The sequence below is a fragment of the Mycolicibacterium austroafricanum genome (assembly GCF_000612725.1).
GTDB lineage: Bacteria > Actinomycetota > Actinomycetes > Mycobacteriales > Mycobacteriaceae > Mycobacterium > Mycobacterium austroafricanum.
Window position 1 is genome coordinate 375,024 of the sequence record NZ_HG964451.1, and the last position, 26,229, is coordinate 401,252.

Below are 26,229 nucleotides of genomic sequence, written 5' to 3' on the forward strand. Positions count from 1 at the left end.
TCATCCTTGGGGGGAGAGGAATTCACGCATGACCCACGACCACGACCACGACCACGACCGGACGGTCAAGCCCATGGTGGACGAGGTCACCGACTTCGAGGTGCTGGAAATCGCCCTGCGCGAACTGTGCATCGAGAAGGGCATCTTCACCGCCGAGGACCATCGCCGCTTCACCGAGTTCTCCGAACAGATCGGCCCCACTCCCGCCGCGAACCTGGTGGCGCGAGCGTGGCTGGATCCCGACTTCAAGCAGCTGGCGCTCACCGAGCCGATGACCGCCAGCAAGGAGGTCGGGGTCGATTGGTTGGAGCCCACCGGCTTCGGCACGCCGAGCGACTTCACCGCCTTCGAGATCCTGGAGGACACCGCGACGTTGCACCACGTGATCGTCTGCGCGTTGTGCTCCTGTTATCCACGGCCGATCCTCGGCAACTCACCGGAGTGGTACCGAACGCCCAATTACCGTCGCCGCCTGGTGCGTTGGCCGCGGCAGGTCCTCGCCGAGTTCGGCCTCTACCTGCCCGACGACATCGAGGTCCGCGTGCAGGACTCCAACCAGAAGCACCGGTACATGGTGATGCCGCTGCGACCGGAGGGCACCGACGGCTGGACCGAGCAACAGCTGGCCGAGATCGTCACGCGTGACTGCCTGATCGGCGTCGCCCTGCCCAAGCCCGGGGTGACGTCGAACGTCATCGTGGATACCCGGCCGGCTGTGCACCCATGACCGACAGAGTGCCTGCGCTGGACCAGATCATCGAGCGCAATCAGGTGTGGCCCCGGATGGCCGCGAAGTACGGCGTCGAGAACCCGGTGCCGCCGTGGAAGACCAGCCTGGACGGGCTGTGTGACGCGCTGGACCGTGCCGCGTGCGCCGAGAAGGTGCCGACATTCGCGGAGCGCCGGGACGAGGAAGACGCCCTGTCGGCGACGCTGTACGCCGAGCTGCCCTATCCGGAGAACCAGTTGGTGTCGCTCGCCCACTCGCTGCTGGCCCGCGGGGTCATCGACGAGGCGACGCTGCGGGAGCGCATGGCGACGGTCAGGGCGCGCCTGGAGGCGTGAGCCGTTGCGGAGCGTCGGCGGTGTCGGCGGTGGCGTCGGTGGCGTCGGCGGCGTCGGCGGCGTCGGCGGTGTCGGTGGCGACCGGGACCGCCGCGGGCGTCTTCCTGCGCTGCGCCAACCAGACGGTGCCGAAGATGACGGCGCCCAGAATCGCCACCGCCCCCAGCCATGGCAGCATCAGGCCGAAGAGCATCACCGCGCCACTGGCCACCTCGACCATCGCGTCCCAGCCTCGCTGGACCTGGCCGAGGAAGCCGTTGTACTGGTCCGGCGCGGGTCCACCGATGGTCTGGGCGTAGAAGCTCACGTTGACGGTGCTGTAGGCGATCTGGTCGCCCAGCGTCTCCCGTTGTGCCCGCAGGCTGTCCAGTTCGGCCTGTCGCTCCGACAGCGCGTCCTCGGCCCGGATCAGAGCTTCGGGATCGCGGGCGTCGCGCATGATCGCCAGCAGTCGGTCCACCGAGGTCTGCAACGCCCGGATCCGGGCGTCGAGGTCGACCCGCTGGGCGGTGACGTCCTCGGCGGTGGTGGTGGCCGTCTCGACGGTGCCGAGCGCCTTGAGTTCGCGGACCACCTCGTCGAGCTTGGCCACGGGCACCCGCAGCACGATCGACGTCATTGCCCGGCCGGTACCCGAGCCGGCATCCTCGGACCGGCTGTCCACCCGGCCGTCGACACGTTCGGCGATGACGGCGGCTTCGTCGGCGGCCTCCGACGGGTTGGACACCGTGATCGTCATCGACGCCGTCTTGACGACGTCACGCTTCTCCACCGGCGGCGGAGCCTGGGGCGGCCCGAACTCGGGCGCAGGCCCGGTGACGGCGTCCGTCGGGGCGCCGCCGCTTCCCGGCGCCCCGCTCGGCCGCTCGGCCGATCCGGCACAGCCGGTCAGGAATGCGAACGCCGCGACGGCGGCGACCAACGCTTTATGGCTCATGGGTGGAAACCTACTGAATGCCGTGAGCTTTGCGACGGGAATGGCGCCGGTCCGGGCCCGGCGGGTCGCCGACGGTCCAGGACTAACCGCGCCGGGCCAGCTCTCGCAACACCAGATCCGTTGCACCCCAATCCATGCACTTGTCGGTCACCGACTGGCCGTAGGTCAGCGGACGCGCCTCGGGAGCCTGCGCCCCGGCGACCAGGAAGCTCTCCAGCATGACTCCGCTGACCGGAAGACCGTCGCGCACCAGCTGCGCCACCTCCGCGGCCACGCTCGCCTGCCGCACGTGGTCCTTACCGGAATTCGCGTGGCTGCAGTCGATCACCACCCGGCCGGGCAGTCCCGCGCTCTCGAGCTTGTCGGCCGCCGAGCGCACCGACTCGGCGTCCCAGTTCGGTCCGCCGGTACCTCCCCGCAGGATGACATGGCAGTCCCTGTTACCTTCGGTGCTCACCACGGCGCCGCGGCCCATGTCGTCCATGCCGAAGAACACATGTTGGGCGGCAGCGGATTTCGCGCCGTCGACGGCGACCTGAATGTTGCCGTCGGTACCGTTTTTGAAGCCGACCGGCATCGACAGGCCCGAAGCAAGTTGACGGTGCACCTGCGATTCGGTGGTGCGGGCGCCGATCGCACCCCACGCCACGGCGTCCGCGATGTACTGCGGGCTGGTCGGCTCGAGGAATTCACACCCCACCGGGAGCCCGATGTCGATGATGTCCAGCAGCAGTTGCCGGGCGATGCGCAGGCCCCGCGCGACGTCGAAGGTGCCGTCCATCCCCGGATCGTTGATCAGGCCCTTCCAACCGATCGTGGTGCGCGGCTTCTCGAAGTACACCCGCATCACGATCTTGAGGCTGCCCTTGAGCTCGGCGGCGATCTTGACCAGCCGGCCGGCGTACTCCAGCGCGGCGGCAGGGTCATGCACCGAGCACGGCCCGACGACCACCAGCAGACGGTCGTCCCGCCCCGCGAGGATGTCGGCGATCTCGTCGCGGTCGCGGGCCACCCGCTCAGCACGGCGGGCACCCAACGGGAACTCGGTCGACACCGCGTGGGGGCTGGGAATCTCGCCGAAACTGCGGATCCGCCGGTCCGACGTCGCGGGCGGAGTGGCGGTCTGCGCCAGGGTCATCTCGAAGGTGCCTTTCCTGTGGTGGGCACCTGATGTAACGTCCGGCGCCCTTGAATGACGAAAGGCAGCGACCTGATGGTCACTGCCTGGGCTCCGGGTGGATGCGTTGCTTAGTGCTGCGCTTTATCGGCTCCGCCCGGAGCCTGAATAAAGCGCCAATAGCCGGCACACACACCGATGTTCACCCCGCCAGGCTATACCACCACCCGCGGGTGCCACAAAAGCCATGTACGGGGACTTTCGCCTCTGGGCCGGTGGCGGTGCAGCGGACAGCATCGAGGCATGCCTCCGCATTGCGACTCCCTGGACGGTCCCGTCGTCACGGCGGCCAAGGCGGCCCTCACCGACGACAACGTCGAATTGATCCTGCCGTACGTTCCGGAAAGCGCCGAGGACGAGGTGCGGGCGGCCTTCGAGCGCACCCGCGCCGCTCAGGCCGAAGGCGGGCACTACACGCATGAGGTCGCCGACCTGTACTTCTTCGACACCGTCGTGCGGCTTCATCGAGCGGGTGAGGGCGCACCGTACACCGGACTCAAACCCGAGGGCCTGGATGTCGGGCCGGTGATCCCGCTGGCAGAGCGGGCGATCGAGAAGCGGTCGATCGACGAGCTTCATGCTTTCCTGTCCGGGGAGCTGCGCCGGCAACTGCAGGAGCGCCTGGACCGCATCGACGCGCTCAGCGCGGCAGTGACGACGGCCGAGCGGCGGGAGCACGTCGAATCGGTCCTCGGTCTGCAGGTGTACAGCCATCACCTCTACAAGGCCATGCGGCGCAACCCGCACGAACGTTGAGCGCCGGGGCGACCCGGCACCTCGAGCTCAGGTGACCCGGGTCCAGGGCTGACAGTTCCGCGACTCGAACGCCTGCACCGTCGAGTTGATGTTCGCGAACATCGGACCGATCGACATGTTCGTCGCGACCACATGATCCTTGTTCGTATCCGGTGTGCTGTAGGTGAACCACGCGCACATCGAGTCCTGCGTCGGCACGTCGTTTATCCACACCCCGAAGGGCGACGCCGACCCGCCCGTGCGGTAGAGGCCCGGCGCGATGTCAGGCCCGACGAGAAAGAAACCGTTCCCGGGGATGGGATCCATCGGGTCGGCACCGGCCGGTGGGACAGAGGCACCCACGGCTACCACGGCGACAAGCCCCGCCGCTGCGCGACACAGACGCTTCAGGGGCATACTTCCTCACCCGCCTTGCCTGATCTCAATGGCAGCGTATGCGCTGGGCCGGGACCGTGCGGGCGATATCGGGATTCAGTTGTTGCGGTCAGATGCAGACATATCCGCTGACGTAACCGGCGGGGTCGGTCGCGCTGATGCAGGCATCGACGTCCCGGTCCCAGCCGGCCCCGGCCCACTTCCCCCGACCCGGCCCGGGGCCCCAGTGTTTCCAGTCGTCATGGTGGGGCTTCTCGGCGATGTCGACGCCGGGAGTAACGGGGCCTGCATTCGCCACAGCCGCACCCGCCACGCTACCGAGCCCGAGACCGATTGCCAGAACCGTTCCCGCAAACGCGCGCCTGCGCCTGATTATCCTCTTCTCTCCCATGACGTTTCAGTCTACGACGACCGCAAGCGAAGTTCACGGACCGAACCCTGCCATCACGCGGTTGACAGCGTTCGCGTTTAATTGACGTCTGCGCCAACAAAATCCGCTGGGCGATGACGAACCGCAGCAGACGCCGACGGCCGTTCGAATCAGCCCTCGAGCAGATCGTCTGTGACGCGCCGACCCGATTGCGTTGGGGTGATCCACCTTTCGAGATCGAAACCCTGCCGGGTCGCCTCGCCGAGATACGCCGCCTCGACGTCGGGGGCGATGCGCGGTTCGCGCGCCAGCAGCCACAGGTTCTTCTGGTCGGGCGTCCCGACAAGGGCAACCGTGTAGGCGTCGTCGATCTTCAGCACCCAGTAGTCACCTTTGGTGAAAGGGATCCACCGCAGCAGCCCGGGAAGGAACGACACCTGCAGCCGGCCGGGTTCGCCGTCGACCGGGGTGGCACGACCGATCGCCTGCGACGGTTTGCCGTGCTGGTCGATGCACCGGTTGTCGACGCGGATGCTGCCGTCGTCCTCCGGCGCGTATTCGGCGGTGATGTCGGAAGCCTCGGGATGCTCCCATCTGAGCGGGAGCCGGCCGATCTCGTACCAGAGGCCGCGATATCGGTCGAGGTCGAGAGAGCCGACCGAGGTGACCATCTACTGATCGTCACCCGTCTTGGCATCGCTCTGCTTTTTCAGCGTCTCGCTCGCGCTGCCGACCACGCTTCGGATGAACTCGTACTGCGTCGTGACGAGCTTGTCCGCCATATCCAGGGCGGCGTCGACGATGGTGTTGCGTTTGGACGGATGATCCTCGCCGTGAGCGGGCAGCGACTCTTCGACTGCGCCAACGAACTTGCGCACCGCATCGATCGCGCTCCGTTGCCCGGCTTCGACGGACTTGAGCACGTCGTCGGACAGGCTCGCCGCTCGGTCCGTCAGGTCGGACGCCCGCTCCGCCGCGGATTTCTTCTCGGTGTCCTCTGCCATGATTACGCCCCTAACGATGAAGTGCAGAAACGAGTCTGAGATGACTCGACATCAAGGATGCGCCCAGATCTCCGAATGCAGAAGGGCCGATGGTCCCTGGCCTACGACACAAACACTCCCGAGCCCAACAGGACCCGGGAGTGTTCTCGTGTTCGCCGCCCGCTGGGCGAAAGTCAGAGACTGGAGACAGATCTCATCCCTCTGTGTAGCGGTAGGTGCCGATGCTGCACACGTCGATGCCGCTACGCACCAGTTCCTCGCCGTCATCGAAGACCGCTTTGAAGTCGTACAGGCACGCTCCGGATCCGTCGTCGAAGTTGATGTTGACCGACTGGCCGACCGGCAGCACGTCCTGGCCGAGGATGTCTTCCTCCCAGGAGTCCCGGCTGACGTTCGAGGCGTAGAACCGCACGATCGCGTGCTGCGTTTCGTTGATGATCTGCACGTTTCGGTCTTCTTGCGCGTTCGCGGGGGCGGCGGCCAGACCAGTCAAGGCGACGACCGCCGTCGCGATGCTGAGCGTGGTTTTCTTCAACATCCCGTTCATCTGTGGGTCCCTTCATGCGGCTATGCCCAGGAGTCTAAAGCTAACTCCCTTCCCAGCATCAAGGGAGGCGTTTCGATGATTCAGCGAACCGGTGAACTTTGTCCCAATCGCCCCGAGGCCGAAGTTGACCGGGCCCGGAAACAGCCGTTCGTTCGCGCCGGCCCACACAGACAACGAAGGCCCCCGGCTGCCGAACCGGAGGCCTTCGTCCAGGTGCTATCTAGTGCGCGTGCCCGTGGTGATGCCCGTGGCCGTGGCCGTGGCCGTCGTCCTCCGACTCCTCCGGCTTCTCCACCACCGCGGTCTCGGTGGTCAGGATCATCCGGGCCACCGACGCGGCATTGACCACCGCGGAGCGGGTGACCTTCACCGGATCGATGACGCCATCGGCGATCAGGTCGCCGTACTCCAGCGTGGCGGCGTTGAAGCCCTGTCCCGCAGGCAGTTCGGAAACCTTGTTCACGACGACCGCACCGTCGAGACCAGCGTTGGTGGCGATCCAGTACAGCGGCGAGGACAGCGCGGCGGTGAACACCTCGACTCCGAGCGCCTCGTCACCGGACAGCTCCGAGCGCAGCTTCGCCAGGCCGGCACCGGCCTGAACCAGGGCCGCGCCGCCACCGACGACGATGCCCTCCTCGACGGCGGCCTTGGCCGCATGAACAGCGTCCTCGACGGCCTCCTTGCGCTTCTTCAGGTCCGTCTCGGTGGCCGCGCCGACCTTGATGACGGCGACGCCGCCGGCCAGCTTGGCCAGCCGCTCTTCGAGCTTCTCGCGGTCCCAGTCGGAGTCGGAGGCCTCGATCTCGGCGCGCAGCTGCGCCTTGCGGCCCTCGATGGCTTCCTGGGTGCCGCCACCGTCGACGATCACGGTGCTGTCCTTGTCGACGACGACACGACGTGCCGTGCCGAGCACGTCGAGGCCGACGTCGCGAAGCACCAGGCCCACGTCGGGGTTGACGACCTGGCCGCCGGTGACGACCGCCAGGTCGTCGAGGAAGGCCTTGCGACGGTCGCCGAAGAACGGCGCCTTGACGGCGACGGCCTTCAACGTCTTGCGGATCGCGTTGACGACAAGCGTCGAGAGCGCCTCGCCCTCAACATCTTCGGCGATGATCAGCAACGGCTTGCCGGCCTCGGCAACCTTCTCCAGCAGCGGCAGCAGGTCGGGCAGCGAGCTGATCTTCTCGCGGTGCAGCAGCACCAGCGCGTCCTCGAGGACCGCCTCCTGCGAATCGAAGTCGGTGACGAAGTAGGCCGACAGGAAGCCCTTGTCGAAGCCGACACCTTCGGTGATCTCCAGCTCGGTCAGCAAGGTCGAGGACTCCTCGACCGTCACGACACCGTCGTGGCCGACCCTGGTCATCGCCTCACCGACCAACTCGCCGACCTCTTCGTCGCGGGACGACACGGTGGCGACCTGCGCGATCGACTTCTTGTCGGTGACGGGTGTGGCCCCGGCCAACAACGCCTCGGAGACCGCGTCGGCAGCCTTCGAGATGCCCGCCCCGAGGGCGATCGGGTTTGCGCCCGCGGCCACGTTACGCAGGCCGCCCTTGATGATGGCCTGGGCCAGCACGGTCGCGGTGGTGGTGCCGTCGCCGGCGACGTCGTTGGTCTTGGTGGCCACCGACTTCACCAGTTGGGCGCCGAGGTTCTCGAACGGGTCTTCGAGGTTGATCTCACGGGCGATGGTCACGCCGTCGTTGGTGACGGTGGGCCCGCCCCAGGACTTCGCGAGGACCACATGGCGGCCGCGCGGGCCGAGCGTCACCTTGACCGCGTCGGCGAGCTTGTCGACGCCGATCTCCATGGCGCGACGCGCGGTTTCGTTGAACTCAATCTGCTTACTCATGAATGTCTTTCCTCGAGACGGGTGGAACGCGCACCGCCCCGGACATCACCCGTATGAACGGGATGTCCGGGGCGGAGTCACGATTCGCTTACTTGGAGACGACAGCCAGCACGTCGCGGGCCGACAGGATCAGGTACTCCTCGCCGTTGTACTTGATCTCGGTGCCGCCGTACTTGCTGTAGATGACCACGTCGCCCTCCGACACGTCCAGAGGAATCCGCTTCTCGCCATCTTCATCCCAGCGGCCGGGGCCAACTGCGACGACGGTGCCTTCCTGCGGCTTCTCCTTGGCGGTGTCGGGGATGACCAGACCGGAAGCGGTCGTGGTCTCGGCCTCGTTGGCCTGAACGAGGATCTTGTCCTCGAGTGGCTTGATGTTCACGCTCGCCACGATGGAGCCCCTTCACTGATGTAGGTGTGTGTGTACACGGTGGCCGGTGTCCGCCCTCGCGCCGTCGTCGCGGGTGTCGACACAGGGGTGGTCCGACCTGCCGCCTAGCACTCTATACACGAGAGTGCTAGCGCTCAAGGGTGGGGCATTGCGCTTCTGCCATGAGCGAACGCCGCCGGGCGCGTCGACGACGAAAGGGGCGCCCCGGATCGGGGCGCCCCTTTCGTCGGTTATGTGCCTTCAGCGGACAGCCCCCGGATGGTCCGTTCAGCGGATGTCGAGGTAGTAGATGCTGCCGGGGGACCTGATGCCCCCATCTCTGTCATGAGTCAAGAGGCGTCGATGAGCTGGGTGTTCAGCAAGTCGCGGCGATTGGCGGCGACGACGAGTGGCGCGCTCAGTTCAGCTCTGACGGTCTCAACCCGCGTCGAATGCGCTCGGCGCAAAGGCGCGGGGCGGTCCGGCGAGACTGGTTTTCGCGTCGACTCCCATCGGGTCGAGGATCTCGATCTCGCCGCGTTCGAGACCGTCGAGTGCCAACCGGACGAGATCGGCCGGGTCCATCACGGCGCCGTCGGGAAATTCGATGCCGTGGCGTTCCGCGAAGTCGAAGAGGGTCTGCGTGCCCACCAGACCGGGCACCAGCGCGACCACCTGAGTCCCCTGGGGGGCCAGTTCGATTCGCACGCCGTTGGTCAGGCCCCACTGGGCCGACTTCGCGGCCGCGTAGGCGGTGTTCCCGTCGACCGTGGTCCACGCCGCCGCGGACAGAACGTTGAGGATGGCTCCGCCCCCGTTTCGTCCGAGGATGGGTGCGAACGCTCGGATCATTGCGAGGGTGCCGTAGTAGTTCGAGTCCATTGTCGACCGGATCGCGTCCAGGTCGCCGGTCACAAGGTTTCCGCCCGCAGTGTCGGCGGCATTGTTGATCAGCACGTCGACGTCGCCGGCTACTGCGGCGACTGCGTCGACCGAGGACTGGTCGGTGATGTCGAGACGGATCACCTCCGCGCCGGGAACGCTGACCAACTCGGGACGACGGGCTGTGGCGTAGACCTTGGCTCCTCGTTGCAGCAATTCGACGGCGAAGTGATGGCCGATCCCCCGGTTCGCTCCCGTGACCAAGGCAGTGGCGCCGCGTAACTTCATCTGTCCTCCAAGGGTTTTCGCTACCAAACCGAACATGACCGATTGGTCATATTGCCGCACCCAGGCTTCCACAAGATGACCGATCGGTCAACTTGATACCCTCGGTCGGTGACACCGCCCGACCGACCCGTCCGCGCAGACGCGGCACGCAACCGCGCCTTGTTGTTGGCCGCGGCCGAGGAAGAGTTCGCCGAGCGTGGCCCGTCAGCGTCGGTGGCCGACATCGCCCGCCGAGCCGGCGTGGCGAAGGGCACGGTGTTCCGACACTTCCCGACAAAGGAAGATCTGATCGCCGCCATCGTCAGCGAACACATCGCGGTGCTCGCAGCGGCCGCACGGCGGCTGGCCGACTCGCCGGATCCGGGCGCGGCGCTGCTGGAGTTCCTGACCATCGCCGCCGACCAACGCCAACGGCACGATCTGACGTTTCTGCAGTCGGCCAGCGATGGCGATCCCAGGGTGACCGAGGTTCGTGATGCGCTGCACGCGAACCTCGAAACGCTGGTTGACCGTGCGCGCACGTCGGGCGCCATCCGAGCCGACATCACCGAGGCCGACGTCTTCCTGATGATGTGCGCGCCCATTCACATCGTCGAGAATCTCCCGGCCCCGGCGCCGCTGCTGTGGCAGCGGTATCTGGCAATCATCTTCGACGGGTTACGCCCCGACGGCGCGCATCCCCTGCCGCAACCGGCGCCCGCCGCGCCCTGACCCGACCGCTCGTCTCGTTTCCGACGAAGCGAGACAGCCCGGCGGCCGGCACGGTGCACTTCCAGGAGAATTTCCGGAAGTGGCCGCACGGAATGCGCGTTCAGCGGAGTCTGAACGGGGTATCCGGTAGCGCCCCCAAGCGGCATGGCGACAGGAGACGACCATGAGACGCTGCATCGTCGGAGCGTCGGCTGCTCTACTGGCGGCCGCAGGCGTGATCGCCGCAGCGCCACCGGCCGGCGCCGGTTGCCTGTACGGAGGGCCCTACATCAGCAAGTGCGATGGACCCGTCCAGCCCGACGGCACCTGGCAACGCTGCGTGGCCGTCGCCCGCTGGGTTCCCAGCGGCCTCAGTTCCCACCTGATACCCGAGCGGCACTGCGGACCGATGGGCCCCGGCCAGCCGGCGTCGGACCTCGCGTTCGCCGACCCGCCCACGCACATCAACGACTGAGCCGGCTCGGATCTATCAGTAGGTGCTCGGACACGTCACCGAACATCTCCACTTTGACTGCGCGCGAGGTGAAGTACCACCCACCCGCGTCGCGGGCGAAGGTGTCGGCGTACCGCCCCACCGCGATGGGCTGCAGCGGAACGTTGTCGGTGCGTTGGACGACGCAGAACGTGGAACGTGCCGTCGCGGTCTCCCCGTCGACATCCACGATCGGGTTCAGCACGAGGTGACGGGTGCGCGGGGTGTTGCCGTGCTCGGGGAACCGCCGCGTGGTGGCGGCGAACCGACCCGCGATCGCCTCGGCGCCTGTCACCCCCATGAAGTCGCCGCGCCCGAGGAGTTCGCCGACGCCGTCGAAGTCACCGGCGTCGATCAGCTCGGCGTACCGGTACAGCAGCTCGGTGACGGCCAGCTTGTCGGCGAGTTGCCCGCTCATGCCACCTGCCCCTTTACCACCGGCAGCCCCGGGTCACTGGCCGCGTCCAGCGGCGACGGCCGCGCCCCCGCGGCGATCAGATGGGCCGCGAACGACGCGATCATCGCGCCGTTGTCCGTGCACAGCCGCGGCCGCGGAATCCGCAGCGTCATCCCCGCGTCGGCGCACCGCTGCCCCGCCAGCTCCCGCAGCCGCGAATTCGCCGCGACTCCCCCGGCGATCAGCAGCGTCGACACCCCGAGGTCCTTGGCCGCGCGCACCGCCTTGGCTGTGAGCACATCGGCCACCGCCTCCTGGAACCCCGCGGCCACGTCGGCCTGCGACGCCTCCGGATGGCTCTCCACGTACCGCGCCACGGCGGTCTTGAGCCCCGAGAAGCTGAACGCGTACGGATCGTCGCGCGGCCCCGTCATTCCCCGCGGGAACGTGATCGCCGCCGGATCCCCTTCGCGCGCAAGTTCATCCAACACCCGACCGCCCGGATACCCGAGCCCCAGCAGCCGGGCGATCTTGTCGTACGCCTCGCCGGCGGCGTCATCGACGGTGGAGCCCAGTTCGACGATCGGCTCCCCCAGCGAACGCACGTGCAGCAGGTGCGTGTGCCCGCCCGACACCAGCAGCCCGATGCTCTCCGGCAGCGGGCCGTGGTCGAACACGTCGGCGGCCAGATGGCCCCCGAGGTGGTTCACCGCATAGAACGGCACCTGCCACGCCGCCGAATACGCCTTGGCCGCAGCCACTCCCACCAGCAGCGCCCCCGCCAGACCTGGTCCGATGGTGGCCGCGACGACATCCGGCTTGGACACGCCCGCCGTCGCCAGCGCCCGCCGCATCGTCGGCCCCAGCGCCTCCAGGTGCGCGCGGGACGCGATCTCGGGCACCACGCCGCCGAAGCGCGCGTGCTCGTCGACGCTGGAGGCCACCTCGTCGGCCAGCAGCGTCACGGTCCCGTCGTCGCCGAGCTCGGCGATACCGACGCCGGTTTCGTCGCAGGAACTCTCGACGGCCAAGATGATCATCGCCGCTCCCGTTTCATCGTGTAGGCGTCCGCGCCACTGACCCGGTAGTACCGCTTACGTACACCGATCCTGACGAAGCCTTCGCTCTCATACAGCGCGATCGCCGCCGCGTTGTCCGTCCGGACCTCAAGGAAAACCGTTCCGTCGCCGGCATAGTCGAGGAGCCGGGACAGCATGCCCCTCCCGATGCCCTGCCCCTGCCACGCCGGGTCCACGCCGACGGTATGGATCTCGTACTCGTAGGGCTTGAACCGGCCCAGCCGCGCGATGCCCGCATAGCCGACCACCTTGTCGTCCACCCGCGCGGCCACGTAGTAGTTGTGCTTGGCGGCCAACTCCGCCAGGAACGCCCGCTCAGGCCAGGGATCGTCGCCGTCGAACAACTGGGCTTCCAGCTCCGCGCAGCGGGCCGCGTCAGCACCGGTCAACGGCCCGTACTCGACGTTCATCGCGCCACCGCCCGTGACGGCTTCGCGTCGGGCCTGCGCAGGTAGAGCGGGACGAGCGGGTCCGGTTCGGAGACCCAATCCGCCACGGCGGCAACCAGTCCCGCCGCCGTCGGGTAGACGGGCGCCAGCCGGGGCAGTTCGAACAGCGCGGCATGCTCGGGTGACCCGGCCACCGCCTCGGCGCCGCCGGGCACGTCGACCGCGGCGTTCACCGCGGGCCCGTCGACCCGTAGCCCGTCGCGGTAGCGCGCCCAGTACACCTCGCGGCGGCGGGCGTCGGTGACCACCAGAACGTCCCCGGTGGAACCTGCCGCGATCGCGTCGAGGCTGCACACACCGCGCACCGGAATGCCGAGCGCGTGGCCGAACGCCGCCGCCGTCGCCATCCCGACCCGAAGGCCGGTGAACGGGCCGGGACCGCACCCCACCACGACCGCATCGAGTTGGTCCACCGACACCGCCGCGTCGGCAAGCGCGTCGACGATGTTGGGAGTCAACCGTTCTGCGTGGGCGCGGGCGTCCACCGTCACCTGCTCGGCCAGCACCTCGACCGCGTCACCGTCGACCCGCAGCACACCCGCGGTCACCGCGGGCGTCGCGGTGTCGATCGCCAGCACCAAGCTGCTCATGGCCTGCTCCACTGCCAGATCGCGGTACGGACGTCCGTGTCGGGCGCACGCTCCAGCCGGATGTCGAGGTGGCTGTCGGACAACCGCTCGGCGAGCCCCTCACCCCACTCGACCACCACGACGGCGTCGTCGAGATCGGTGTCCAGGTCCAGCGAGTCCAACTCGGCGAGCAGGTCCACCGAAGCCTGGTCGAGCAGCCGGTACAGGTCGACGTGCACCATCGCCGGCGCGCCCTCGCGACGCGGCCGATGCACCCGGGCCAGCACGAACGTGGGCGAGACCACCGGCCCCTCCACATCCAACGCCTGGGCGATCCCCTTGGCCAACACCGTCTTTCCCGCGCCCAGTGGGCCCGACAGCACCACCACGTCGCCGGCCCGCAACCCACGGCCGAGCCGGGCGCCCAGCGCGATCGTGTCGTCGGCGCTGAGCAGTTCCACGGTGCCCGAGCGATCATCCATGGGACCGCACCCGCTCCTTCACCCTCCGGGTCAGCGCCACCAATTTCGACGGCGTCGCCCGCTCCACCAACCGCACCAGGGCGTCGTTGATCACCTCCGGACGCTCCAGCTGCACGAGATGCCCTGCGCCGCCGGCGATCACAAGCTCGGACTTCGCCAACGCATCGGCCATCTCCCGCGAATACTCCACCGGCGTCAGCAGGTCGCGATCGCCGCAGGCCACCAGGGTCTCCACCTTGTTCAGCGTCTTGAGCCCGGCGGTCTCGTCGTGCACCTCCAGAGCGTGCAGGAACTCCACCAGGGTGGCGACCGAAGTGTCGTGCATCATCCGCTCGGAGAACGCCACCACACTGGGACTGACCTTCTCGTCGCCGTAGGACGCGGCCCGCAGGATCGGCCCGATCACCGAACGCGCGGCGCCACGGCTGCGGTGCACCAGCTTCGGCGCGTACCTCGCGGAGAACCGCACCGCCTCCAGCGCCGGGTTCTTCAAGATTTCGCCCACCGGCGAACGGGCAACGCCCTCGGCGGCAGACGAGATCAACGCCGCTCCGACGATCCGTGTCGGATAGCGCTGCGGGTACTGCCGGGCGTGGGAGAGCACGGTCATGCCGCCCATCGAATGACCCACCAGCACAATGGGGCCGCGCGGCGCCATCACCGCGAGCACGCTCTCCAGATCCTGGCCCAGTTGCTCGACCGTGTAGGTCTCCGGAGGCGCGTCCCCCGACTGGCCATGGCCACGTTGATCGTAGAAGACCATCCGGACCTGGTCACCCCACTGCTCGGTGAGGCGGGCCCGCTGAAAATAGAACGATCCCATCCGCAGGGAAAACCCGTGCGCGAACACCACGGTCAGCGGCGCATCGACCGGACCCACCTCACGCACCGTCAGCGGGACCCCGTCAGGGGTGCTCACCACGCAGCCCCGGTCGGCGTCGAGCAGCTCGAAATCCTCGTCGCGGTGGGGGTCGTCGTCGGTCACCCGGCGACGCAGCGACCGCGCCACCGACATCCCGGCGGCGGACCCGACAGCCGCCACGCCCGCCGCCCCGGCCAGCCAGCCCGCGCGTCCGTTCACTGCGGTCCGCCCCTGCCGCCCACGTAGGTCCGCACGATCCGGCCCCGCGGGCTCGTCACCACCTCGTAGTTGATGGTGTCGAGCAGCTCCGCCCAGTCCTGCGCGGTCGGCTCCCCGTCGGTGCCCGGCCCGAACAGGATCGCGTCGTCGCCCTCGGCGACGTCCACCGGTCCCGGACCCAGGTCCACCACGAACTGGTCCATGCAGATCCGCCCGACGTTGGGGTACCGGCGGCCGTTGATCGACACCTCGAAGCGATTGCTCAGCGCGCGGAATACCCCGTCGGCGTATCCGGCGGGCACCAGCGCCAGCGTCGTGTCGGTCTGCGCGGTCCAGGTGTGCCCGTAGGACACCGCATCGCCGGCGCGGACCGGACGGACCGCGGAGACCGGGCATTTCACCGTCATCGCCGGGCGCAGCCCGAAATCGCCGCGCTGCGGGATGGGGGTCTGCCCGTACACCGCGATGCCGGGCCGAACCATGTCGAACGCCAGGTCCGGCCGGGTCAACGCCGCCGGTGAATTGCTCAGGTGCACGACGTCGTAGCTGACGCCGCGGGCACCGGCCAGTTTCGCCATCTCGGTCAGCCGGCGCGCCTGTACATCGTTGAAGGGGTGCTCGGGGTCGTCACCATGCGCCAGGTGCGACATCAACCCTCGCACCCGCACCGCGCCGTCGCTCGCAGCGCGCCGCAACGCATCCACCAGGGCCGGGTAGTCGGCCTCGCCGACCCCGTTGCGACTCAGCCCGGTGTCGGCCTTGACCGTGACGTCGGCGGTGCGCCCGGTGCGTCCCGCCGCGTCCAGCAGGTCGGTGAACTGCCGCAGCGACGACACCGCCACGTCGACGTCGGCCAGCAGCGCGGGCGCGAAATCGGTGCCCGGCGGATGCAGCCAGGCCAGCACCCGGGCGGTGACGCCGTCGCGGCGCAGGGCCAACGCCTCCCCGACGGTGGCCACACCGAGTTCGGCCGCCCCGGCCGCCAGCGCGGCACGCGCCACCTGCGTCGCGCCGTGGCCGTAACCGTCGGCCTTCACCACCGCCATCACCGCAGCTGGACCGGCGTGTTCGCGCAGTACAGCGACGTTGTGGGCGATGGCGTCAAGGTCGATCGACGCGGTGGGCAGAGCCTGGGGCAGTTTCTGAGTCATAGTCGGCGTGGTGGTCACTGCATGCGATTGTCCCAGGCGGGCGGTCAGTGGGCGAAATGCTCCTCGTCGGCGAACCCGCCGACGCCGACCTTCTCCAGCTTCCCGAGCACCTCGATCAGGTCGTCGCGCAGCGCCCTCGCGAGGTTCGCCGAGAAACCTTCACGCACCACGATCCGCAGCACGGCGACGTCGGTGGCGTTGTCGGGCATCGTGTAGGCGGGCACCTGCCAGCCGTAGCCGCGCAGCAGCGACGAAATGTCGAACACGGTGTACCTGGTGCCCTCGACCAGCTTGAACGCCACCACCGGGATGGCCGAGCCGTCGGAGATCACCTGGAACACCGGTCTGTTGTCGGGCCCGGTCATCGAGGCCAGCTCGTGGGACAGCCATTGCGCGGTCTCCGACAGACACCGCATCACCGTGGTGTAGCCCTCACGCCCCAGCCGCAGGAAGTTGTAGTACTGCCCCACCACCTGGTTGCCGGGCCGGGAGAAGTTCAGCGTGAACGTCGGCATGTCGCCGCCGAGGTAATTCACCCGGAACACCAGCTCCTCGGGCAGATGCTCGGCGTTGCGCCACACCACGAAGCCGATCCCCGGGTACGTCAGGCCGTACTTGTGGCCGCTGACGTTGATCGACACCACCCGCGGCAGCCGGAAGTCCCACACCACGTCCGGATGCAGGAACGGCACCACGAACCCGCCGCTGGCGGCGTCGACGTGCACCGGGACGTCCGGGCCGGTGGCGGCCAGCTTGTCCAGCGCCGCGCAGATCTCGGCGACCGGCTCGAGTTCACCGGTGAACGTGGTGCCCAGGATCGCGACCACACCGATCGTGTCCTCGTCGACGGCGTCGAGCACCTGCTCGGGGGTGATGACGTAGCGGCCCTCCTCCATCGGCAGATAGCGCGCCTCGACGTCGAAGTAGCGGCAGAACTTCTCCCACACCACCTGCACGTTGGAGCCCATCACCAGGTTGGGGGTACGCCCCTTCCAGCCGTCACCGACGCGGTCGCGCCAGCGCCATTTCATCGCCAGACCGGCCAGCATCACGGCTTCGCTGGAGCCGATCGTCGACACCCCGATCGCCGTGGCCGGATCGTCGTCGCGCAGGTCTTCGGCGTGGAACAGGTCCGCCACCATGCAGACGCAACGCTGCTCGATCGCCGCGGTGACGGGGTACTCGTCCTTGTCGATCATGTTCTTGTCGAACGTCTCCGACATGAGCTGGCCGGCTTCGGGGTCCATCCACGTCGTGACGAACGTCGCGAGGTTCAGCCGGGAGCTGCCGTCGAGCATCAACTCGTCGTGGATGAACCGGTAGGTCTGCTCGGGATCCATCGACTCGTCGGGCAGCCGCAGCGCCGGGATCGGATTGGTGGACAGGCGGCCGGTGTAGGCGGGGGTCAGCGACGAGTGACGGGACACGTTGGGCATGAGGTCCTTTCTAGAGGATCGAGGCCAGTGCCGGTCGCAGATGCGCCAGGATGCGCGACGCCGATGTGGGTGCGGCGGACGGTCCGGGGTCACGGGCGGACAGGTCGGCCGCGCGGGCATGCACGAACGCCGCCGCGGCGGCCGCCTCGCCGGGCGGCAGACCCGCGGCGAGCAATGCACCGATCACCCCCGACAGGACGTCCCCCGAGCCCGCGGTCGCCGCCCAGGAGTTGCCCGCCGCGTTGAGGCGCACCGGTCCGCCGGGCTCGGCGACGACGGTGACGTTGCCCTTCAGCAGCACCGTGACGCCGAGCCGGTCGGCGAGCCTGCGGGTGGCGGCGACGCGGTCGTCCCCCGGCGGGGCGCCGGCCAGCCGGGCGAACTCGCCGGCATGGGGGGTCAGCACCGTGGGAGCGGTTCGGTCGGCGACCAGCTCGGGGTGGGCGGACAGGATGGTCAACCCGTCGGCGTCGACGATCACGGGCAGGTCGGTCTCCAGCGCGAAAACCAGGGCGGCCGCGGCGGTCTCGTCGGTGCCCAGCCCCGGCCCGACCGCCCATGCCTGGACCCGGCCCGCCGTCGCATGGCCCGGTGTGGCGATGACCTCGGGCCAGTGCGAAACCACCTCCGCGGCAGCGGTTCCCGCGAAGCGGACCATGCCGGAGGTGGCGGCCACCGCAGCGCCGGTGCACAGGACGGCCGCACCGGGGTAGGTCGACGAGCCTGCCATCACCCCGGTGACACCCTGGGTGTACTTGTCGTCCGTGGGCCCCGGGACCGGCCAGCGGGCCGCGACGTCGGCAGCGTCGAACGCCAGCATGTCACTGGGCCCGAGGCCCAGCCCGATGTCGACCAGCTCGACCCGGCCGCAATCCCCCAGCGCATGAACGGGTTTCAGGCCGCCGAAGGTGACGGTCAGCGCAGGTGCGACGTGGGGGCCGTCGGCGACCCCGGTGTGCACGTCCACACCGCTGGGCAGGTCGACCGCGACGACCGGAATACCTGCACGCGCCACTTCGTCGAACACCGCGGCGGCACCGGGACGCAGCGGCCCGGCCCCGGAGATTCCGACGACCCCGTCGATCACCAGATCCGTTGTGTGCGGCACCATTTCGACAATACGGCCGCCGGCACGGCGGAACGCCGCAAGTGCCTTGCGGTGCGCGCGTTCGGGATCGAGCAGCACCGCAGAGGCCCCGGCGCCGCGTCTGCGTAGGAACGTCGCCGCCCACAGCGCATCACCGCCGTTGTCGCCGGATCCGACGACCGCACACACCGTCCTGCCGGCCACGGCACCGAGCTCGCGGGCGATCGCGGTGGCCAGGCCGAACGCGGCCCGGCGCATCAGCGCGCCGTCGGGCAGCGACGCGAGCACCGGCGCTTCCGCGTCACGGATGGCGTCGGCGCTGTAGAAGTACCGCATGGGGCTACGTTACGTCGGTGGCCGGCCCTGCTGCCGCTCTCCCATCGCATCGGCCAGCGTCGGGTACAGGTCGATGACCTCGTCGAGGCGCATCATCCGGAAGGGTCGACTGGTGGCGGGCCCGTCGGCGACGACCCGCAGCGAGATGTCGGCACGTTCGGCCAGACGGTGAGTCTCGACGAGCACGCTGATTCCCGCCGACGACAGGAACTCCACGTCGGTCATGTCGACGACCACCACCGGCGGCGCGTCGGCGAGCGCGATGTCCAGGTGGGTCACCAGCGTCGGCGCGGTCATGGCGTCCAGGTCACCGGTGACGCGCAAAACCAGCGCCGCCCCCTGGCGGTCCGGACTGACCGAGAAACCCCTGCTCCGGCCGTGCCCACTCACATCCATTGACGCCCCCGACGAAAACTCTCTCATACCGTTCTTAATATTCATCGGTTTTGGCGCGGACTGCGTTAACAGTGCTCCCAGAACAGCTGGGCCCGGGCGGCGATCCGGGCGGGACACTCACCGCTGATCGCATGGGACGCGTGCGCGCGGCACTACTCGACGGTGACCGACTTCGCCAGGTTGCGCGGCTTGTCGACGTCGTAGCCGCGGGCCTGCGCCACACCCGCCGAGAACAGCTGCATCGGGATCGTCGACAGCAGCGGCTGGAAAAGCGTTGAAACCGCAGGAATCTCGATGAGGTGGTCGGCGTAGGGCCGCACGGTGTCGTCGCCCTCCTCGGCGATGACGATGGTGACGGCGCCGCGGGCCTGGATCTCCCGGATGTTGGACAGCAGCTTGGAGTGCAGCGTCGCCGAGTTCTTCGGCGACGGCATCACGACGATGACCGGCAGATCGTCCTCGATCAGCGCGATCGGGCCGTGCTTGAGTTCACCGGCGGCGAAGCCCTCGGCGTGCATGTACGCCAGTTCCTTGAGCTTCAGCGCACCCTCGAGCGCCACCGGGTAGCCGACGTGACGGCCCAGGAACAGCACCGTCTGCGACGCCGCGAACTGCTTGGCCAGCTGCAGAACCGGCTCCGAGGTGTCCAGCACCCGCGCGATCAGGTCGGGCATCGCTTCCAGGTCGTGGTACTCCCGCGCCACCTCGTCGGGGTACTTGGTGCCGCGCGCCTGTGCAAGAGCCAGTCCGACAAGGTAATTCGCGGCGATCTGGGCCAGGAACGTCTTGGTCGAGGCGACCCCGATCTCGGGTCCGGCGCGGGTGTAGAGCACCGCGTCACACTCGCGGGGGATCTGGCTGCCGTTGGTGTTGCAGATCGCCAGCACCTTGGCCTTCTGCTCCTTGGCGTGCCGGACCGCTTCCAGCGTGTCGGCGGTCTCGCCCGACTGGGAGATCGCCACCACCAGGGTGTGGCTGTCCAGCACCGGGTCGCGGTAACGGAATTCGCTGGCGAGTTCGACCTCGACCGGCAGCCGGGTCCAGTGCTCGATCGCGTACTTGGCCAGCAGTCCGGAGTGGTAGGCCGTGCCGCAGGCCACCACGAAGACCTTGTCGATGTCGCGCAGTTCCTGATCGGACAGGCGCTGCTCGTCGAGCACGATCCGGTTGTCGGCGAAATGCCCCAGCAGCGTGTCCGATACGGCGGCGGGCTGCTCGGCGATCTCCTTGAGCATGAAGTACTCGTAGCCGCCTTTTTCGGCGGCCGAGGTGTCCCAGTCGATATGAAAACGCCGGGTACGCGCGTCGTCCGGGTTGCCGTGGAAGTCGGTGACGCGGTAGCCGTCCGCGGTGACGACGACGGCCTGGTCCTGCCCGAGTTCGACGGCGTCGCGGGTGTGCTCGATGAACGCGGCCACGTCGGAGCCGACGAACATCTCCCCGTCGCCGACGCCGAGAACCAGCGGGGTGGAGCGTCGCGCGGCGACGATCGTGCCGGGATCGTCGGCGTGGGCGAACACCAGCGTGAAATGCCCCTCCAGGCGGCGCAGCACCGCCAGCACCGACGCGGGGAAATCTCCGGCAGTCTCGCCGTGCACGTACTCGCGGGCGACCAGGTGGACGGTGACTTCGGTATCGGTGTCGCTGGCGAACTCGACCCCGGCGGCCTCCAGTTCGGCGCGCAGCACCGCGAAGTTCTCGATGATGCCGTTGTGGACCACCGCGACCTTGCCGGAGGCGTCGCGGTGCGGGTGGGCGTTGCGATCGGTGGGTCTGCCGTGGGTGGCCCACCGGGTGTGACCGAGCCCGGTCGCGCCGACCAGGTTGTCCGTTCCGCCCTCGGCCAGGGCGGCCTCCAGGTTGGCCAGCCGGCCCGCCTTACGGCGAACGGTCAGTCCGCCCCGTCCGTCGAGCAGCGCGACACCCGCGGAGTCGTAACCCCGGTATTCCATGCGGCGTAGCGCGTCGACGACGATGTCACAGGCAGGGCGCTGCCCGACATAGCCGACGATTCCGCACATAGCCAACCAGGGTACGGCAGAAGACGTCCCGAGCCCGGTTGGGCTACGGTCATCGGGTGGCCAGCACGAAGAAGCTCTTTGCCGCGTTGACCCGCCGCGGACCGCACCGGGTTCTGCGCGGTGACCTGGCCTTTGCCGGTCAGCCGGGCATCGTCTACACCCCGGCGGCGGGCAAGAATCTGCCCGGTGTGGCGTTCGCTCACGATTGGATCACATCCGCCGACCGCTACCGCGGCACGCTGGAGCACCTGGCCTCGTGGGGAATCGTGGCCGGCGCGCCCAACACCGAGACCGGGCTGGCGCCCTCTGTGCTCAATCTGGCCTACGACCTGGGCACGACGCTGGACATCATCACCGGTGTGCGGCTGGGCCAGGGTGACATCAGCGTGCACCCGAACAAGCTGGGCCTGGTGGGTCACGGGTTCGGGGCCTCGGCGGTGGTGTTCGCCGCGGCGGGGCTCCCGGTCAAGCCAAAAGGAGTGGTGGCGGCGTATCCGACGGTGTCCAGCCCGCCCGCCGAAGCGCCCGCGGCCGGGCTGACGGCGCCCGGGCTGATCCTGACCGACCCGGGCGATCCGATGACGCTGCGCTCCAACGCCGTGGAACTGGCCCGCGCCTGGAAACATGCGACGCTGCGGACCACGTCGAAGACCAAGTCGGGCGGGCTCGTCGAAGGGCGCCGGCTCGCCCCGGTGGTGGGGCTGCCGGGCGCCGACCGCGGCACCCAGAGGATCGTGCGCGCGCTGATGACGGGCTACCTGCTGTACACGCTGACCGGTGACAAGACGTACCGGGCCTTCGCCGACGCCGAGGCCGAGCTGCCCAGGGCGCCGGTGATGGATCCGTTCGCGAGCGACCCGGTCGATCTGGAGAACAAGGTCGTCGCGCTGCTGAAGCCCTGAAGTCCGGGTCGGAATTCCCCAACCAACCGGTTGGGTGTATACCTGACGGATGCGGACCGGGATTTTCCTCAGTTATGCCGGCGGGTTCCTCGAAGCGGTCGACGAGGTCGTCGAGTGCGAGAAACTCGGCGTCGACATCGCGCTCGTGGCCGAGGCGTACTCCTACGACGCGATCAGCCAGCTCGGCTTCCTGGCCGCCAGGACGTCGCGCATCGAACTGGGCACCGGCGTGGTGCCGATCTACACCCGCACCCCCGCGCTGATGGCGATGACGGCCGCGGGCCTGGACTACGTCTCCGACGGTCGGTTCCGGCTCGGCCTGGGCACGTCGGGCCCGCAGGTGGTCGAGGGCTTCCACGGCGTGCCGTTCGACGCACCGCTGGGCCGCACCCGCGAGGTCGTCGAGATCTGCAGGCAGGTATGGCGACGCGAACGGCTCAGCTATGACGGCAAGTACTACCAGCTGCCGCTGCCCAGTGACAAGGGCACCGGACTGGGTAAGCCACTGAAGCTCATCAATCATCCTGTCCGCGAACGAATCCCGATCACCATTGCCGCACTCGGACCCAAGAACGTCGAGCTGACCGCAGAGATCGCCGAGGGCTGGCAGCCGGTCTTCTTCTATCCCGAGAAGGCCGACGACGTGTGGGGTGACGCGCTGCGCGCGGGCGCGTCACGGCGCGACCCGGCACTGGGGCCGCTCGACACCATGGTCAGCGCGAGCCTGGCGATCGGTGATGATGTCGACGACCGATTGGCTTGGGCGAAGCCACAATTGGCGCTCTACATCGGCGGCATGGGCGCGCGCGGCAAGAATTTCTACCACAATCTCGCGACCCGGTACGGGTTCGGCGAGGTGGCCGACCACATCCAGGATCTCTATCTGGCCGGCAAGAAGGCCGAAGCCATCGACGCGGTTCCCGACGAACTGGTCCGGCAGGTGTCGCTGGTCGGTCCTGCCGGGTTCGTCAAGGAACGGCTGGCGGCCTATGCCGAGGCCGGGGTGACGACGATGCTGGTCCATCCGCTCTCGGGTGACCGGCGCGAGACCGTGAAGTTCGTCGAGGAGCTGCAGAACCTGCTGCCGTGATCGCCGCCGAATCTGAGCTTGTGAGCGAGAATCGGGCGAAACACCGCCGATAAGTTCAGTTTCGGTGGCGCTCAGGCCTGGATGCCGCCGGTCAGGATCGCGGCGAGCTCGCGGTAGGCGTCGGCGTCGTCGAGTCCGGTGTTGTCCCGCACCACGCGTTGCTGGATGCGCACCATCACGGTGGTGACCAGATCGGCCGCGAAGGCGGCATGGACATCTCGAAAGTCCCCCGCGGCAACGCCTTCGGCGATCAGCTCCTGTACCCGGTGGGCCGCGATCCGGGTGTTTCGCTCGTAGATCTCGCGTGCCGGCGCAAACGCGTCGAGGTCGGCCATGAACCGGTCCGACGCGGGGTCCAGCGCGGCACCGACCCCACTCAGGTAGGCCGCGATCCGATCGCGCGCCCCGGCCACCGCGGCCACCCGCGCCTCGACCGATTCGGTGGCCGTGCGAAAGAAGTGCACGGTGGCCGCCTGCACCAGCTGCTCCTTGCTGGCGGCCAGCGTGTACAGCGTGGACTTCGAGCAGCGCAGGCGCGCCGCGATCTCGTCGAGCGTCAGATGCGCGAAGCCCTCGGTCAGGAACAAACCCGTCAACGCGTCGAACAGCTCGGTGCGCCGCGCAGTGGCGAAGGCAGGCCTGGTCACGGGTCGATAGTACTAGATTCAGTCCTGTAGTACTGTCCAGCGTATGGCTGTTGACCGTCTCCTGCCCACCGACGAAGCCCGCGAGCTGGTCGATCTCGCCCGGCAGATCGCCGACAAGGCCCTCGACCCGATCGTCGACCAGCACGAGAAGGACGAGAGCTACCCCGACGGCGTCTTCGCGACGCTCGGCGAGGCGGGGCTGTTGAGCCTGCCGTACCCCGAGGAGTGGGGCGGCGGCGGCCAGCCCTACGAGGTGTACCTACAGGTGCTCGAGGAGCTCGCCGCCAGGTGGGCGGCCGTGGCCGTGGCGGTCAGCGTGCACAGCCTGTCGTGCCATCCGCTGATGAGCTTCGGCACCGACGAGCAGCGGCAGCGCTGGCTGCCCGAGATGCTGGGCGGATCGACCATCGGCGCCTACAGCCTGTCGGAGCCGCAGGCCGGCTCCGATGCCGCCGCGCTGACCTGCAAGGCCGTCGCCGCCGACGGCGGCTACCGCATCAACGGCGCGAAGGCGTGGATCACCCACGGCGGAATCGCCGACTTCTACAACCTGTTCGCCCGCACCGGCGAAGGCTCCCAAGGCATCTCGTGCTTCCTCGTCCCCAGAGACACCGAAGGGCTGACCTTCGGCAAGCCGGAGGAGAAGATGGGCCTGCACGCGGTGCCGACCACCGCGGCGCATTACGAAAACGCCTTCGTCGAAGCCGACCGCCGTATCGGCGCCGAGGGCCAGGGACTGCAGATCGCGTTCAGCGCACTGGATTCCGGCCGGCTGGGCATCGCCGCGGTGGCAGTCGGGCTGGCCCAGGCCGCACTCGACGAGGCGGTCGCCTACAGCCAGCAGCGAACCACGTTCGGCCGCAAGATCATCGACCACCAGGGGCTGGCGTTCCTGCTGGCCGACATGGCCGCCGCGGTCGACGCCGCACGGGCCACCTACCTGGACGCGGCCCGGCGCCGCGACGCGGGACTGCCGTATTCACGCCATGCGTCGGTCGCCAAGCTCACCGCCACCGACGCGGCGATGAAGGTGACCACAGACGCCGTCCAGGTGTTCGGCGGCGCCGGGTACACCCGCGACTACCGGGTGGAGCGGTACATGCGGGAAGCCAAGATCACCCAGATCTTCGAGGGCACCAACCAGATTCAGCGACTGGTAATCAGTCGGCACCTGGCCCGCGACTGACGGTGTCACACACCGGCGGGCCGATCTGCGGCCGCCGCGCCACCGCGAGTTCGCCGAGCAGCGCCGCGACGACCCCGAACGCGAAGTACAGCGGCGCCAGGAACGGCGCCACGCCGAACAGCCCGTCCGAGTCCGGGTGGTAGGCGAACACCCCGAGCTGGACCAGGGCGATCTCGACCGCAGGGCCGATCACCGCGATCACCACCCCGCACGCCGCGCCCGGTCCGTCCCCGAGCACACACCAGGTGATGACCGCCGCCGCGCAGACCAGCGCGGTGACCGGGACGACCGGCGACGTGTGCACCAGCGCGGTGGTGACGTAGGTGCCGACGACGGCCGCGACGCCGCCGAGGGCCTGCCGGGCGGTGACGCCGTCCCGCGGCGCGGGCAGGTGCAGCCGTAGTTCGGCCAATGACACCGTCGCCACCCCGACCAGGATCGGGAACCAGAACGGGCTGCTCCACACGAAGGGCACCGCGTCGGTGTGGTAGACGGTCGTGCCGGTCACGACATGGCTGTGGTCGCCGATCAGGGCCGCCACGGCGCCGAGCAGGAAGAGAACCACCGCTTCGGAGATTCGTAGCCTCACGCCGGGTGACGCTACTCCGCCGGTTCTCCGACCTGGGGGACTTCATCGGCGGCGATCTCACACGGCGTCTGCGCTCCGGCGACCGGCTCCGCGGGCGGCAGAGCCTCCGCGGGCGGCAGCGGCTCGGCCGGCGGCGGTGCCGGTACCGGGGTCGGCGCCGCGACCGGCTCGACGGCCTCCGCGACGGCGTCACACTGCTCCTCGACCGGGGCCGCCACGTCGGTGACGGCCTCCCCGTCGACGACGCCTTCCTCGTCGACGACGCCTTCCTCGTCGACGACGGCGTCCTCTTCTCGGTCCTGTTCCTCCGGGTCGTCCGGCTCGTCGAGGTCCTCGGGCTCATCGAGCGGCGGCTCGTCGAGTTCGGGCAGCTCGGGCTCCCCGATTCCAGCGCCGCCCAGCAGGCCGCTCAACGTGTCGGCGAACTGCTGACCGAGCCCGGACAGCCCTCCTCCGAGGTCGGGGATGCCCGGGCCCATGCCCATGCCGGAGCCCGTCGACCCCGGCGCCGATGCTGTCGCA

The 26,229-nt window shown here is 68.8% G+C and carries 31 protein-coding genes and 1 pseudogene; 8 read left to right on the forward strand and 24 right to left on the reverse strand.

All coding sequences use genetic code 11. The features are described from left to right. The first annotated feature begins 28 nt into the window (after nt 1-28). Together scnC and BN976_RS08420 are read left to right on the forward strand one after the other, a co-directional pair. Complete coding sequence (gene scnC, locus BN976_RS08415) at nt 29-727, forward strand: thiocyanate hydrolase subunit gamma (protein ID WP_036369898.1); 699 nt, start codon at nt 29-31, stop codon at nt 725-727. Continuing rightward, nucleotides 724-1,065, forward strand: coding sequence for a hypothetical protein (locus BN976_RS08420; protein WP_011778760.1), 342 nt, complete (start codon nt 724-726; stop codon nt 1,063-1,065). Before scnC ends, BN976_RS08420 begins: the two co-directional genes overlap by 4 nt. Here the strand turns inward: BN976_RS08420 and BN976_RS08425 are convergent. Beyond that, nucleotides 1,043-2,002, reverse strand: coding sequence for a DUF4349 domain-containing protein (locus BN976_RS08425; RefSeq protein ID WP_051558366.1), 960 nt, complete (start codon nt 2,000-2,002; stop codon nt 1,043-1,045). The genes BN976_RS08420 and BN976_RS08425 overlap by 23 nt on opposite strands. Before the next feature lie 82 nt (nt 2,003-2,084). Beyond that, nucleotides 2,085-3,140 carry a 3-deoxy-7-phosphoheptulonate synthase gene (locus BN976_RS08430; protein ID WP_036369902.1) on the reverse strand — a complete coding sequence of 352 codons (1,056 nt, stop codon included), beginning with the start codon at nt 3,138-3,140 and terminating at the stop codon, nt 2,085-2,087. A gap of 282 nt (nt 3,141-3,422) precedes the next feature. Here BN976_RS08430 and BN976_RS08435 point away from each other — a divergent pair, with 282 nt between their 5' ends. Then, entirely contained in the window at nt 3,423-3,935 is a 513-nt protein-coding gene (locus tag BN976_RS08435) for a DUF6448 family protein (RefSeq protein WP_220096294.1), read from the forward strand. 27 nt (nt 3,936-3,962) lie between these two features. Here the strand turns inward: BN976_RS08435 and BN976_RS08440 are convergent, their stop codons facing one another. From BN976_RS08440 to BN976_RS08475, 8 genes are all read right to left on the reverse strand, one after another. Further along, the gene (locus BN976_RS08440; RefSeq protein ID WP_011778756.1) at nt 3,963-4,331 is read right to left on the reverse strand and encodes an Rv1352/Rv1906c domain-containing protein; all 369 of its coding nucleotides are present in this window, start codon (nt 4,329-4,331) and stop codon (nt 3,963-3,965) included. Between the two features lie 88 nt (nt 4,332-4,419). Continuing rightward, nucleotides 4,420-4,608: a hypothetical protein gene (locus tag BN976_RS08445; RefSeq protein ID WP_133167773.1), complete on the reverse strand. Its 189-nt coding sequence runs from the start codon at nt 4,606-4,608 to the stop codon at nt 4,420-4,422. A gap of 242 nt (nt 4,609-4,850) precedes the next feature. Further along, a complete protein-coding gene (locus BN976_RS08450) occupies nt 4,851-5,351 on the reverse strand; it encodes a lipocalin family protein (RefSeq protein WP_011778755.1) in 501 nt (166 codons plus the stop codon). Then, nucleotides 5,352-5,684 carry a hypothetical protein gene (locus BN976_RS08455; RefSeq protein WP_011778754.1) on the reverse strand — a complete coding sequence of 111 codons (333 nt, stop codon included), beginning with the start codon at nt 5,682-5,684 and terminating at the stop codon, nt 5,352-5,354. It lies immediately after the preceding gene. 193 nt (nt 5,685-5,877) lie between these two features. Then, nucleotides 5,878-6,231: a hypothetical protein gene (locus BN976_RS08460; protein WP_011778753.1), complete on the reverse strand. Its 354-nt coding sequence runs from the start codon at nt 6,229-6,231 to the stop codon at nt 5,878-5,880. A 220-nt stretch (nt 6,232-6,451) separates the two neighbouring features. Next, a complete protein-coding gene (gene groL / locus BN976_RS08465) occupies nt 6,452-8,086 on the reverse strand; it encodes a chaperonin GroEL (protein ID WP_036369907.1) in 1,635 nt (544 codons plus the stop codon). Between the two features lie 88 nt (nt 8,087-8,174). Beyond that, nucleotides 8,175-8,477, reverse strand: a complete 303-nt coding sequence (gene groES / locus BN976_RS08470; protein ID WP_003929249.1) for a co-chaperone GroES — start codon at nt 8,475-8,477, stop codon at nt 8,175-8,177. Between the two features lie 417 nt (nt 8,478-8,894). Beyond that, complete coding sequence (locus BN976_RS08475) at nt 8,895-9,626, reverse strand: SDR family NAD(P)-dependent oxidoreductase (protein WP_011778751.1); 732 nt, start codon at nt 9,624-9,626, stop codon at nt 8,895-8,897. A 108-nt stretch (nt 9,627-9,734) separates the two neighbouring features. On the opposite strand from BN976_RS08475, the gene BN976_RS08480 reads away from it, so the two are divergent. Both BN976_RS08480 and BN976_RS08485 read left to right on the forward strand, forming a co-directional pair. Next, nucleotides 9,735-10,337 carry a TetR/AcrR family transcriptional regulator gene (locus tag BN976_RS08480; RefSeq protein ID WP_011778750.1) on the forward strand — a complete coding sequence of 201 codons (603 nt, stop codon included), beginning with the start codon at nt 9,735-9,737 and terminating at the stop codon, nt 10,335-10,337. Nucleotides 10,338-10,500: 163 nt separating this feature from the next. Further along, nucleotides 10,501-10,791: a CDGP domain-containing protein gene (locus tag BN976_RS08485; RefSeq protein WP_011778749.1), complete on the forward strand. Its 291-nt coding sequence runs from the start codon at nt 10,501-10,503 to the stop codon at nt 10,789-10,791. On the opposite strand, the gene BN976_RS08490 is transcribed toward BN976_RS08485, so the two are convergent. From BN976_RS08490 to glmS, 11 genes are all read right to left on the reverse strand, one after another. Then, nucleotides 10,781-11,227 (reverse strand): nuclear transport factor 2 family protein, encoded by a 447-nt coding sequence (locus BN976_RS08490; RefSeq protein WP_011778748.1) that lies wholly within the window; start codon nt 11,225-11,227, stop codon nt 10,781-10,783. The genes BN976_RS08485 and BN976_RS08490 overlap by 11 nt on opposite strands. After that, nucleotides 11,224-12,246 (reverse strand): tRNA (adenosine(37)-N6)-threonylcarbamoyltransferase complex transferase subunit TsaD, encoded by a 1,023-nt coding sequence (gene tsaD, locus BN976_RS08495; RefSeq protein ID WP_036369911.1) that lies wholly within the window; start codon nt 12,244-12,246, stop codon nt 11,224-11,226. The genes BN976_RS08490 and tsaD overlap by 4 nt, the downstream gene beginning before the upstream one ends. Next, nucleotides 12,243-12,695, reverse strand: coding sequence for a ribosomal protein S18-alanine N-acetyltransferase (gene rimI / locus BN976_RS08500; RefSeq protein WP_036369913.1), 453 nt, complete (start codon nt 12,693-12,695; stop codon nt 12,243-12,245). Before rimI ends, tsaD begins: the two co-directional genes overlap by 4 nt. Further along, nucleotides 12,692-13,324 (reverse strand): tRNA (adenosine(37)-N6)-threonylcarbamoyltransferase complex dimerization subunit type 1 TsaB, encoded by a 633-nt coding sequence (gene tsaB, locus BN976_RS08505; protein WP_036370453.1) that lies wholly within the window; start codon nt 13,322-13,324, stop codon nt 12,692-12,694. The genes rimI and tsaB overlap by 4 nt, the downstream gene beginning before the upstream one ends. Next, nucleotides 13,321-13,785, reverse strand: a complete 465-nt coding sequence (tsaE, locus tag BN976_RS08510; protein WP_011778744.1) for a tRNA (adenosine(37)-N6)-threonylcarbamoyltransferase complex ATPase subunit type 1 TsaE — start codon at nt 13,783-13,785, stop codon at nt 13,321-13,323. Before tsaE ends, tsaB begins: the two co-directional genes overlap by 4 nt. Then, nucleotides 13,778-14,800, reverse strand: a complete 1,023-nt coding sequence (locus BN976_RS08515) for an alpha/beta fold hydrolase (protein WP_199558925.1) — start codon at nt 14,798-14,800, stop codon at nt 13,778-13,780. Before BN976_RS08515 ends, tsaE begins: the two co-directional genes overlap by 8 nt. Nucleotides 14,801-14,862: 62 nt before the next feature. Continuing rightward, nucleotides 14,863-16,017 (reverse strand): alanine racemase, encoded by a 1,155-nt coding sequence (gene alr, locus BN976_RS08520; RefSeq protein WP_036369916.1) that lies wholly within the window; start codon nt 16,015-16,017, stop codon nt 14,863-14,865. Nucleotides 16,018-16,061: 44 nt separating this feature from the next. Then, nucleotides 16,062-17,453 (reverse strand): glutamate decarboxylase, encoded by a 1,392-nt coding sequence (locus BN976_RS08525; RefSeq protein WP_011778741.1) that lies wholly within the window; start codon nt 17,451-17,453, stop codon nt 16,062-16,064. 10 nt (nt 17,454-17,463) lie between these two features. After that, complete coding sequence (locus tag BN976_RS08530; protein ID WP_036369919.1) at nt 17,464-18,876, reverse strand: NAD(P)H-hydrate dehydratase; 1,413 nt, start codon at nt 18,874-18,876, stop codon at nt 17,464-17,466. 9 nt (nt 18,877-18,885) lie between these two features. After that, the gene (locus BN976_RS08535) at nt 18,886-19,299 is read right to left on the reverse strand and encodes an STAS domain-containing protein (protein ID WP_235622009.1); all 414 of its coding nucleotides are present in this window, start codon (nt 19,297-19,299) and stop codon (nt 18,886-18,888) included. Nucleotides 19,300-19,424: 125 nt separating this feature from the next. After that, nucleotides 19,425-21,293: a glutamine--fructose-6-phosphate transaminase (isomerizing) gene (gene glmS / locus BN976_RS08540; RefSeq protein WP_011778738.1), complete on the reverse strand. Its 1,869-nt coding sequence runs from the start codon at nt 21,291-21,293 to the stop codon at nt 19,425-19,427. A 56-nt stretch (nt 21,294-21,349) separates the two neighbouring features. Between glmS and BN976_RS08545 the strand changes: the two genes are divergently transcribed. Then, entirely contained in the window at nt 21,350-22,195 is an 846-nt protein-coding gene (locus tag BN976_RS08545; RefSeq protein WP_036369922.1) for a dienelactone hydrolase family protein, read from the forward strand. 49 nt (nt 22,196-22,244) lie between these two features. Further along, nucleotides 22,245-23,285: an LLM class F420-dependent oxidoreductase gene (locus tag BN976_RS08550; RefSeq protein WP_011778736.1), complete on the forward strand. Its 1,041-nt coding sequence runs from the start codon at nt 22,245-22,247 to the stop codon at nt 23,283-23,285. Nucleotides 23,286-23,356: 71 nt separating this feature from the next. On the opposite strand, the gene BN976_RS08555 is transcribed toward BN976_RS08550, so the two are convergent. After that, nucleotides 23,357-23,932: a TetR/AcrR family transcriptional regulator gene (locus tag BN976_RS08555; RefSeq protein WP_036369926.1), complete on the reverse strand. Its 576-nt coding sequence runs from the start codon at nt 23,930-23,932 to the stop codon at nt 23,357-23,359. A gap of 43 nt (nt 23,933-23,975) precedes the next feature. On the opposite strand from BN976_RS08555, the gene BN976_RS08560 reads away from it, so the two are divergent. Beyond that, nucleotides 23,976-25,118 (forward strand): acyl-CoA dehydrogenase family protein, encoded by a 1,143-nt coding sequence (locus BN976_RS08560; protein WP_036369929.1) that lies wholly within the window; start codon nt 23,976-23,978, stop codon nt 25,116-25,118. Here BN976_RS08560 and BN976_RS08565 read toward each other — a convergent pair. Together BN976_RS08565 and BN976_RS08570 are read right to left on the reverse strand one after the other, a co-directional pair. Beyond that, the gene (locus tag BN976_RS08565; protein WP_036369931.1) at nt 25,093-25,707 is read right to left on the reverse strand and encodes a diacylglycerol-binding protein; all 615 of its coding nucleotides are present in this window, start codon (nt 25,705-25,707) and stop codon (nt 25,093-25,095) included. The genes BN976_RS08560 and BN976_RS08565 overlap by 26 nt on opposite strands. A gap of 11 nt (nt 25,708-25,718) precedes the next feature. Further along, nucleotides 25,719-26,229, reverse strand: a pseudogene (locus BN976_RS08570) (hypothetical protein); the annotation flags it as partial.

Bases quoted from the DNA above. Each gene is read 5' to 3' on its own strand.
- scnC (WP_036369898.1), top strand. From the start codon at position 29: ATGACCCACGACCACGACCACGACCACGACCGGACGGTCAAGCCCATG.
- BN976_RS08420 (WP_011778760.1), top strand. From the start codon at position 724: ATGACCGACAGAGTGCCTGCGCTGGACCAGATCATCGAGCGCAATCAG.
- BN976_RS08425 (WP_051558366.1), bottom strand. From the start codon at position 2,002: ATGAGCCATAAAGCGTTGGTCGCCGCCGTCGCGGCGTTCGCATTCCTG.
- BN976_RS08430 (WP_036369902.1), bottom strand. From the start codon at position 3,140: ATGACCCTGGCGCAGACCGCCACTCCGCCCGCGACGTCGGACCGGCGG.
- BN976_RS08435 (WP_220096294.1), top strand. From the start codon at position 3,423: ATGCCTCCGCATTGCGACTCCCTGGACGGTCCCGTCGTCACGGCGGCC.
- BN976_RS08440 (WP_011778756.1), bottom strand. From the start codon at position 4,331: ATGCCCCTGAAGCGTCTGTGTCGCGCAGCGGCGGGGCTTGTCGCCGTG.
- BN976_RS08450 (WP_011778755.1), bottom strand. From the start codon at position 5,351: ATGGTCACCTCGGTCGGCTCTCTCGACCTCGACCGATATCGCGGCCTC.
- BN976_RS08455 (WP_011778754.1), bottom strand. From the start codon at position 5,684: ATGGCAGAGGACACCGAGAAGAAATCCGCGGCGGAGCGGGCGTCCGAC.
- BN976_RS08460 (WP_011778753.1), bottom strand. From the start codon at position 6,231: ATGAACGGGATGTTGAAGAAAACCACGCTCAGCATCGCGACGGCGGTC.
- groL (WP_036369907.1), bottom strand. From the start codon at position 8,086: ATGAGTAAGCAGATTGAGTTCAACGAAACCGCGCGTCGCGCCATGGAG.
- BN976_RS08475 (WP_011778751.1), bottom strand. From the start codon at position 9,626: ATGAAGTTACGCGGCGCCACTGCCTTGGTCACGGGAGCGAACCGGGGG.
- BN976_RS08485 (WP_011778749.1), top strand. From the start codon at position 10,501: ATGAGACGCTGCATCGTCGGAGCGTCGGCTGCTCTACTGGCGGCCGCA.
- BN976_RS08490 (WP_011778748.1), bottom strand. From the start codon at position 11,227: ATGAGCGGGCAACTCGCCGACAAGCTGGCCGTCACCGAGCTGCTGTAC.
- tsaD (WP_036369911.1), bottom strand. From the start codon at position 12,246: ATGATCATCTTGGCCGTCGAGAGTTCCTGCGACGAAACCGGCGTCGGT.
- rimI (WP_036369913.1), bottom strand. From the start codon at position 12,695: ATGAACGTCGAGTACGGGCCGTTGACCGGTGCTGACGCGGCCCGCTGC.
- tsaB (WP_036370453.1), bottom strand. From the start codon at position 13,324: ATGAGCAGCTTGGTGCTGGCGATCGACACCGCGACGCCCGCGGTGACC.
- tsaE (WP_011778744.1), bottom strand. From the start codon at position 13,785: ATGGATGATCGCTCGGGCACCGTGGAACTGCTCAGCGCCGACGACACG.
- BN976_RS08515 (WP_199558925.1), bottom strand. From the start codon at position 14,800: ATGTCGGTGGCGCGGTCGCTGCGTCGCCGGGTGACCGACGACGACCCC.
- alr (WP_036369916.1), bottom strand. From the start codon at position 16,017: ATGACTCAGAAACTGCCCCAGGCTCTGCCCACCGCGTCGATCGACCTT.
- BN976_RS08525 (WP_011778741.1), bottom strand. From the start codon at position 17,453: ATGCCCAACGTGTCCCGTCACTCGTCGCTGACCCCCGCCTACACCGGC.
- BN976_RS08530 (WP_036369919.1), bottom strand. From the start codon at position 18,876: ATGCGGTACTTCTACAGCGCCGACGCCATCCGTGACGCGGAAGCGCCG.
- BN976_RS08535 (WP_235622009.1), bottom strand. From the start codon at position 19,299: ATGAGAGAGTTTTCGTCGGGGGCGTCAATGGATGTGAGTGGGCACGGC.
- glmS (WP_011778738.1), bottom strand. From the start codon at position 21,293: ATGTGCGGAATCGTCGGCTATGTCGGGCAGCGCCCTGCCTGTGACATC.
- BN976_RS08550 (WP_011778736.1), top strand. From the start codon at position 22,245: ATGCGGACCGGGATTTTCCTCAGTTATGCCGGCGGGTTCCTCGAAGCG.
- BN976_RS08560 (WP_036369929.1), top strand. From the start codon at position 23,976: ATGGCTGTTGACCGTCTCCTGCCCACCGACGAAGCCCGCGAGCTGGTC.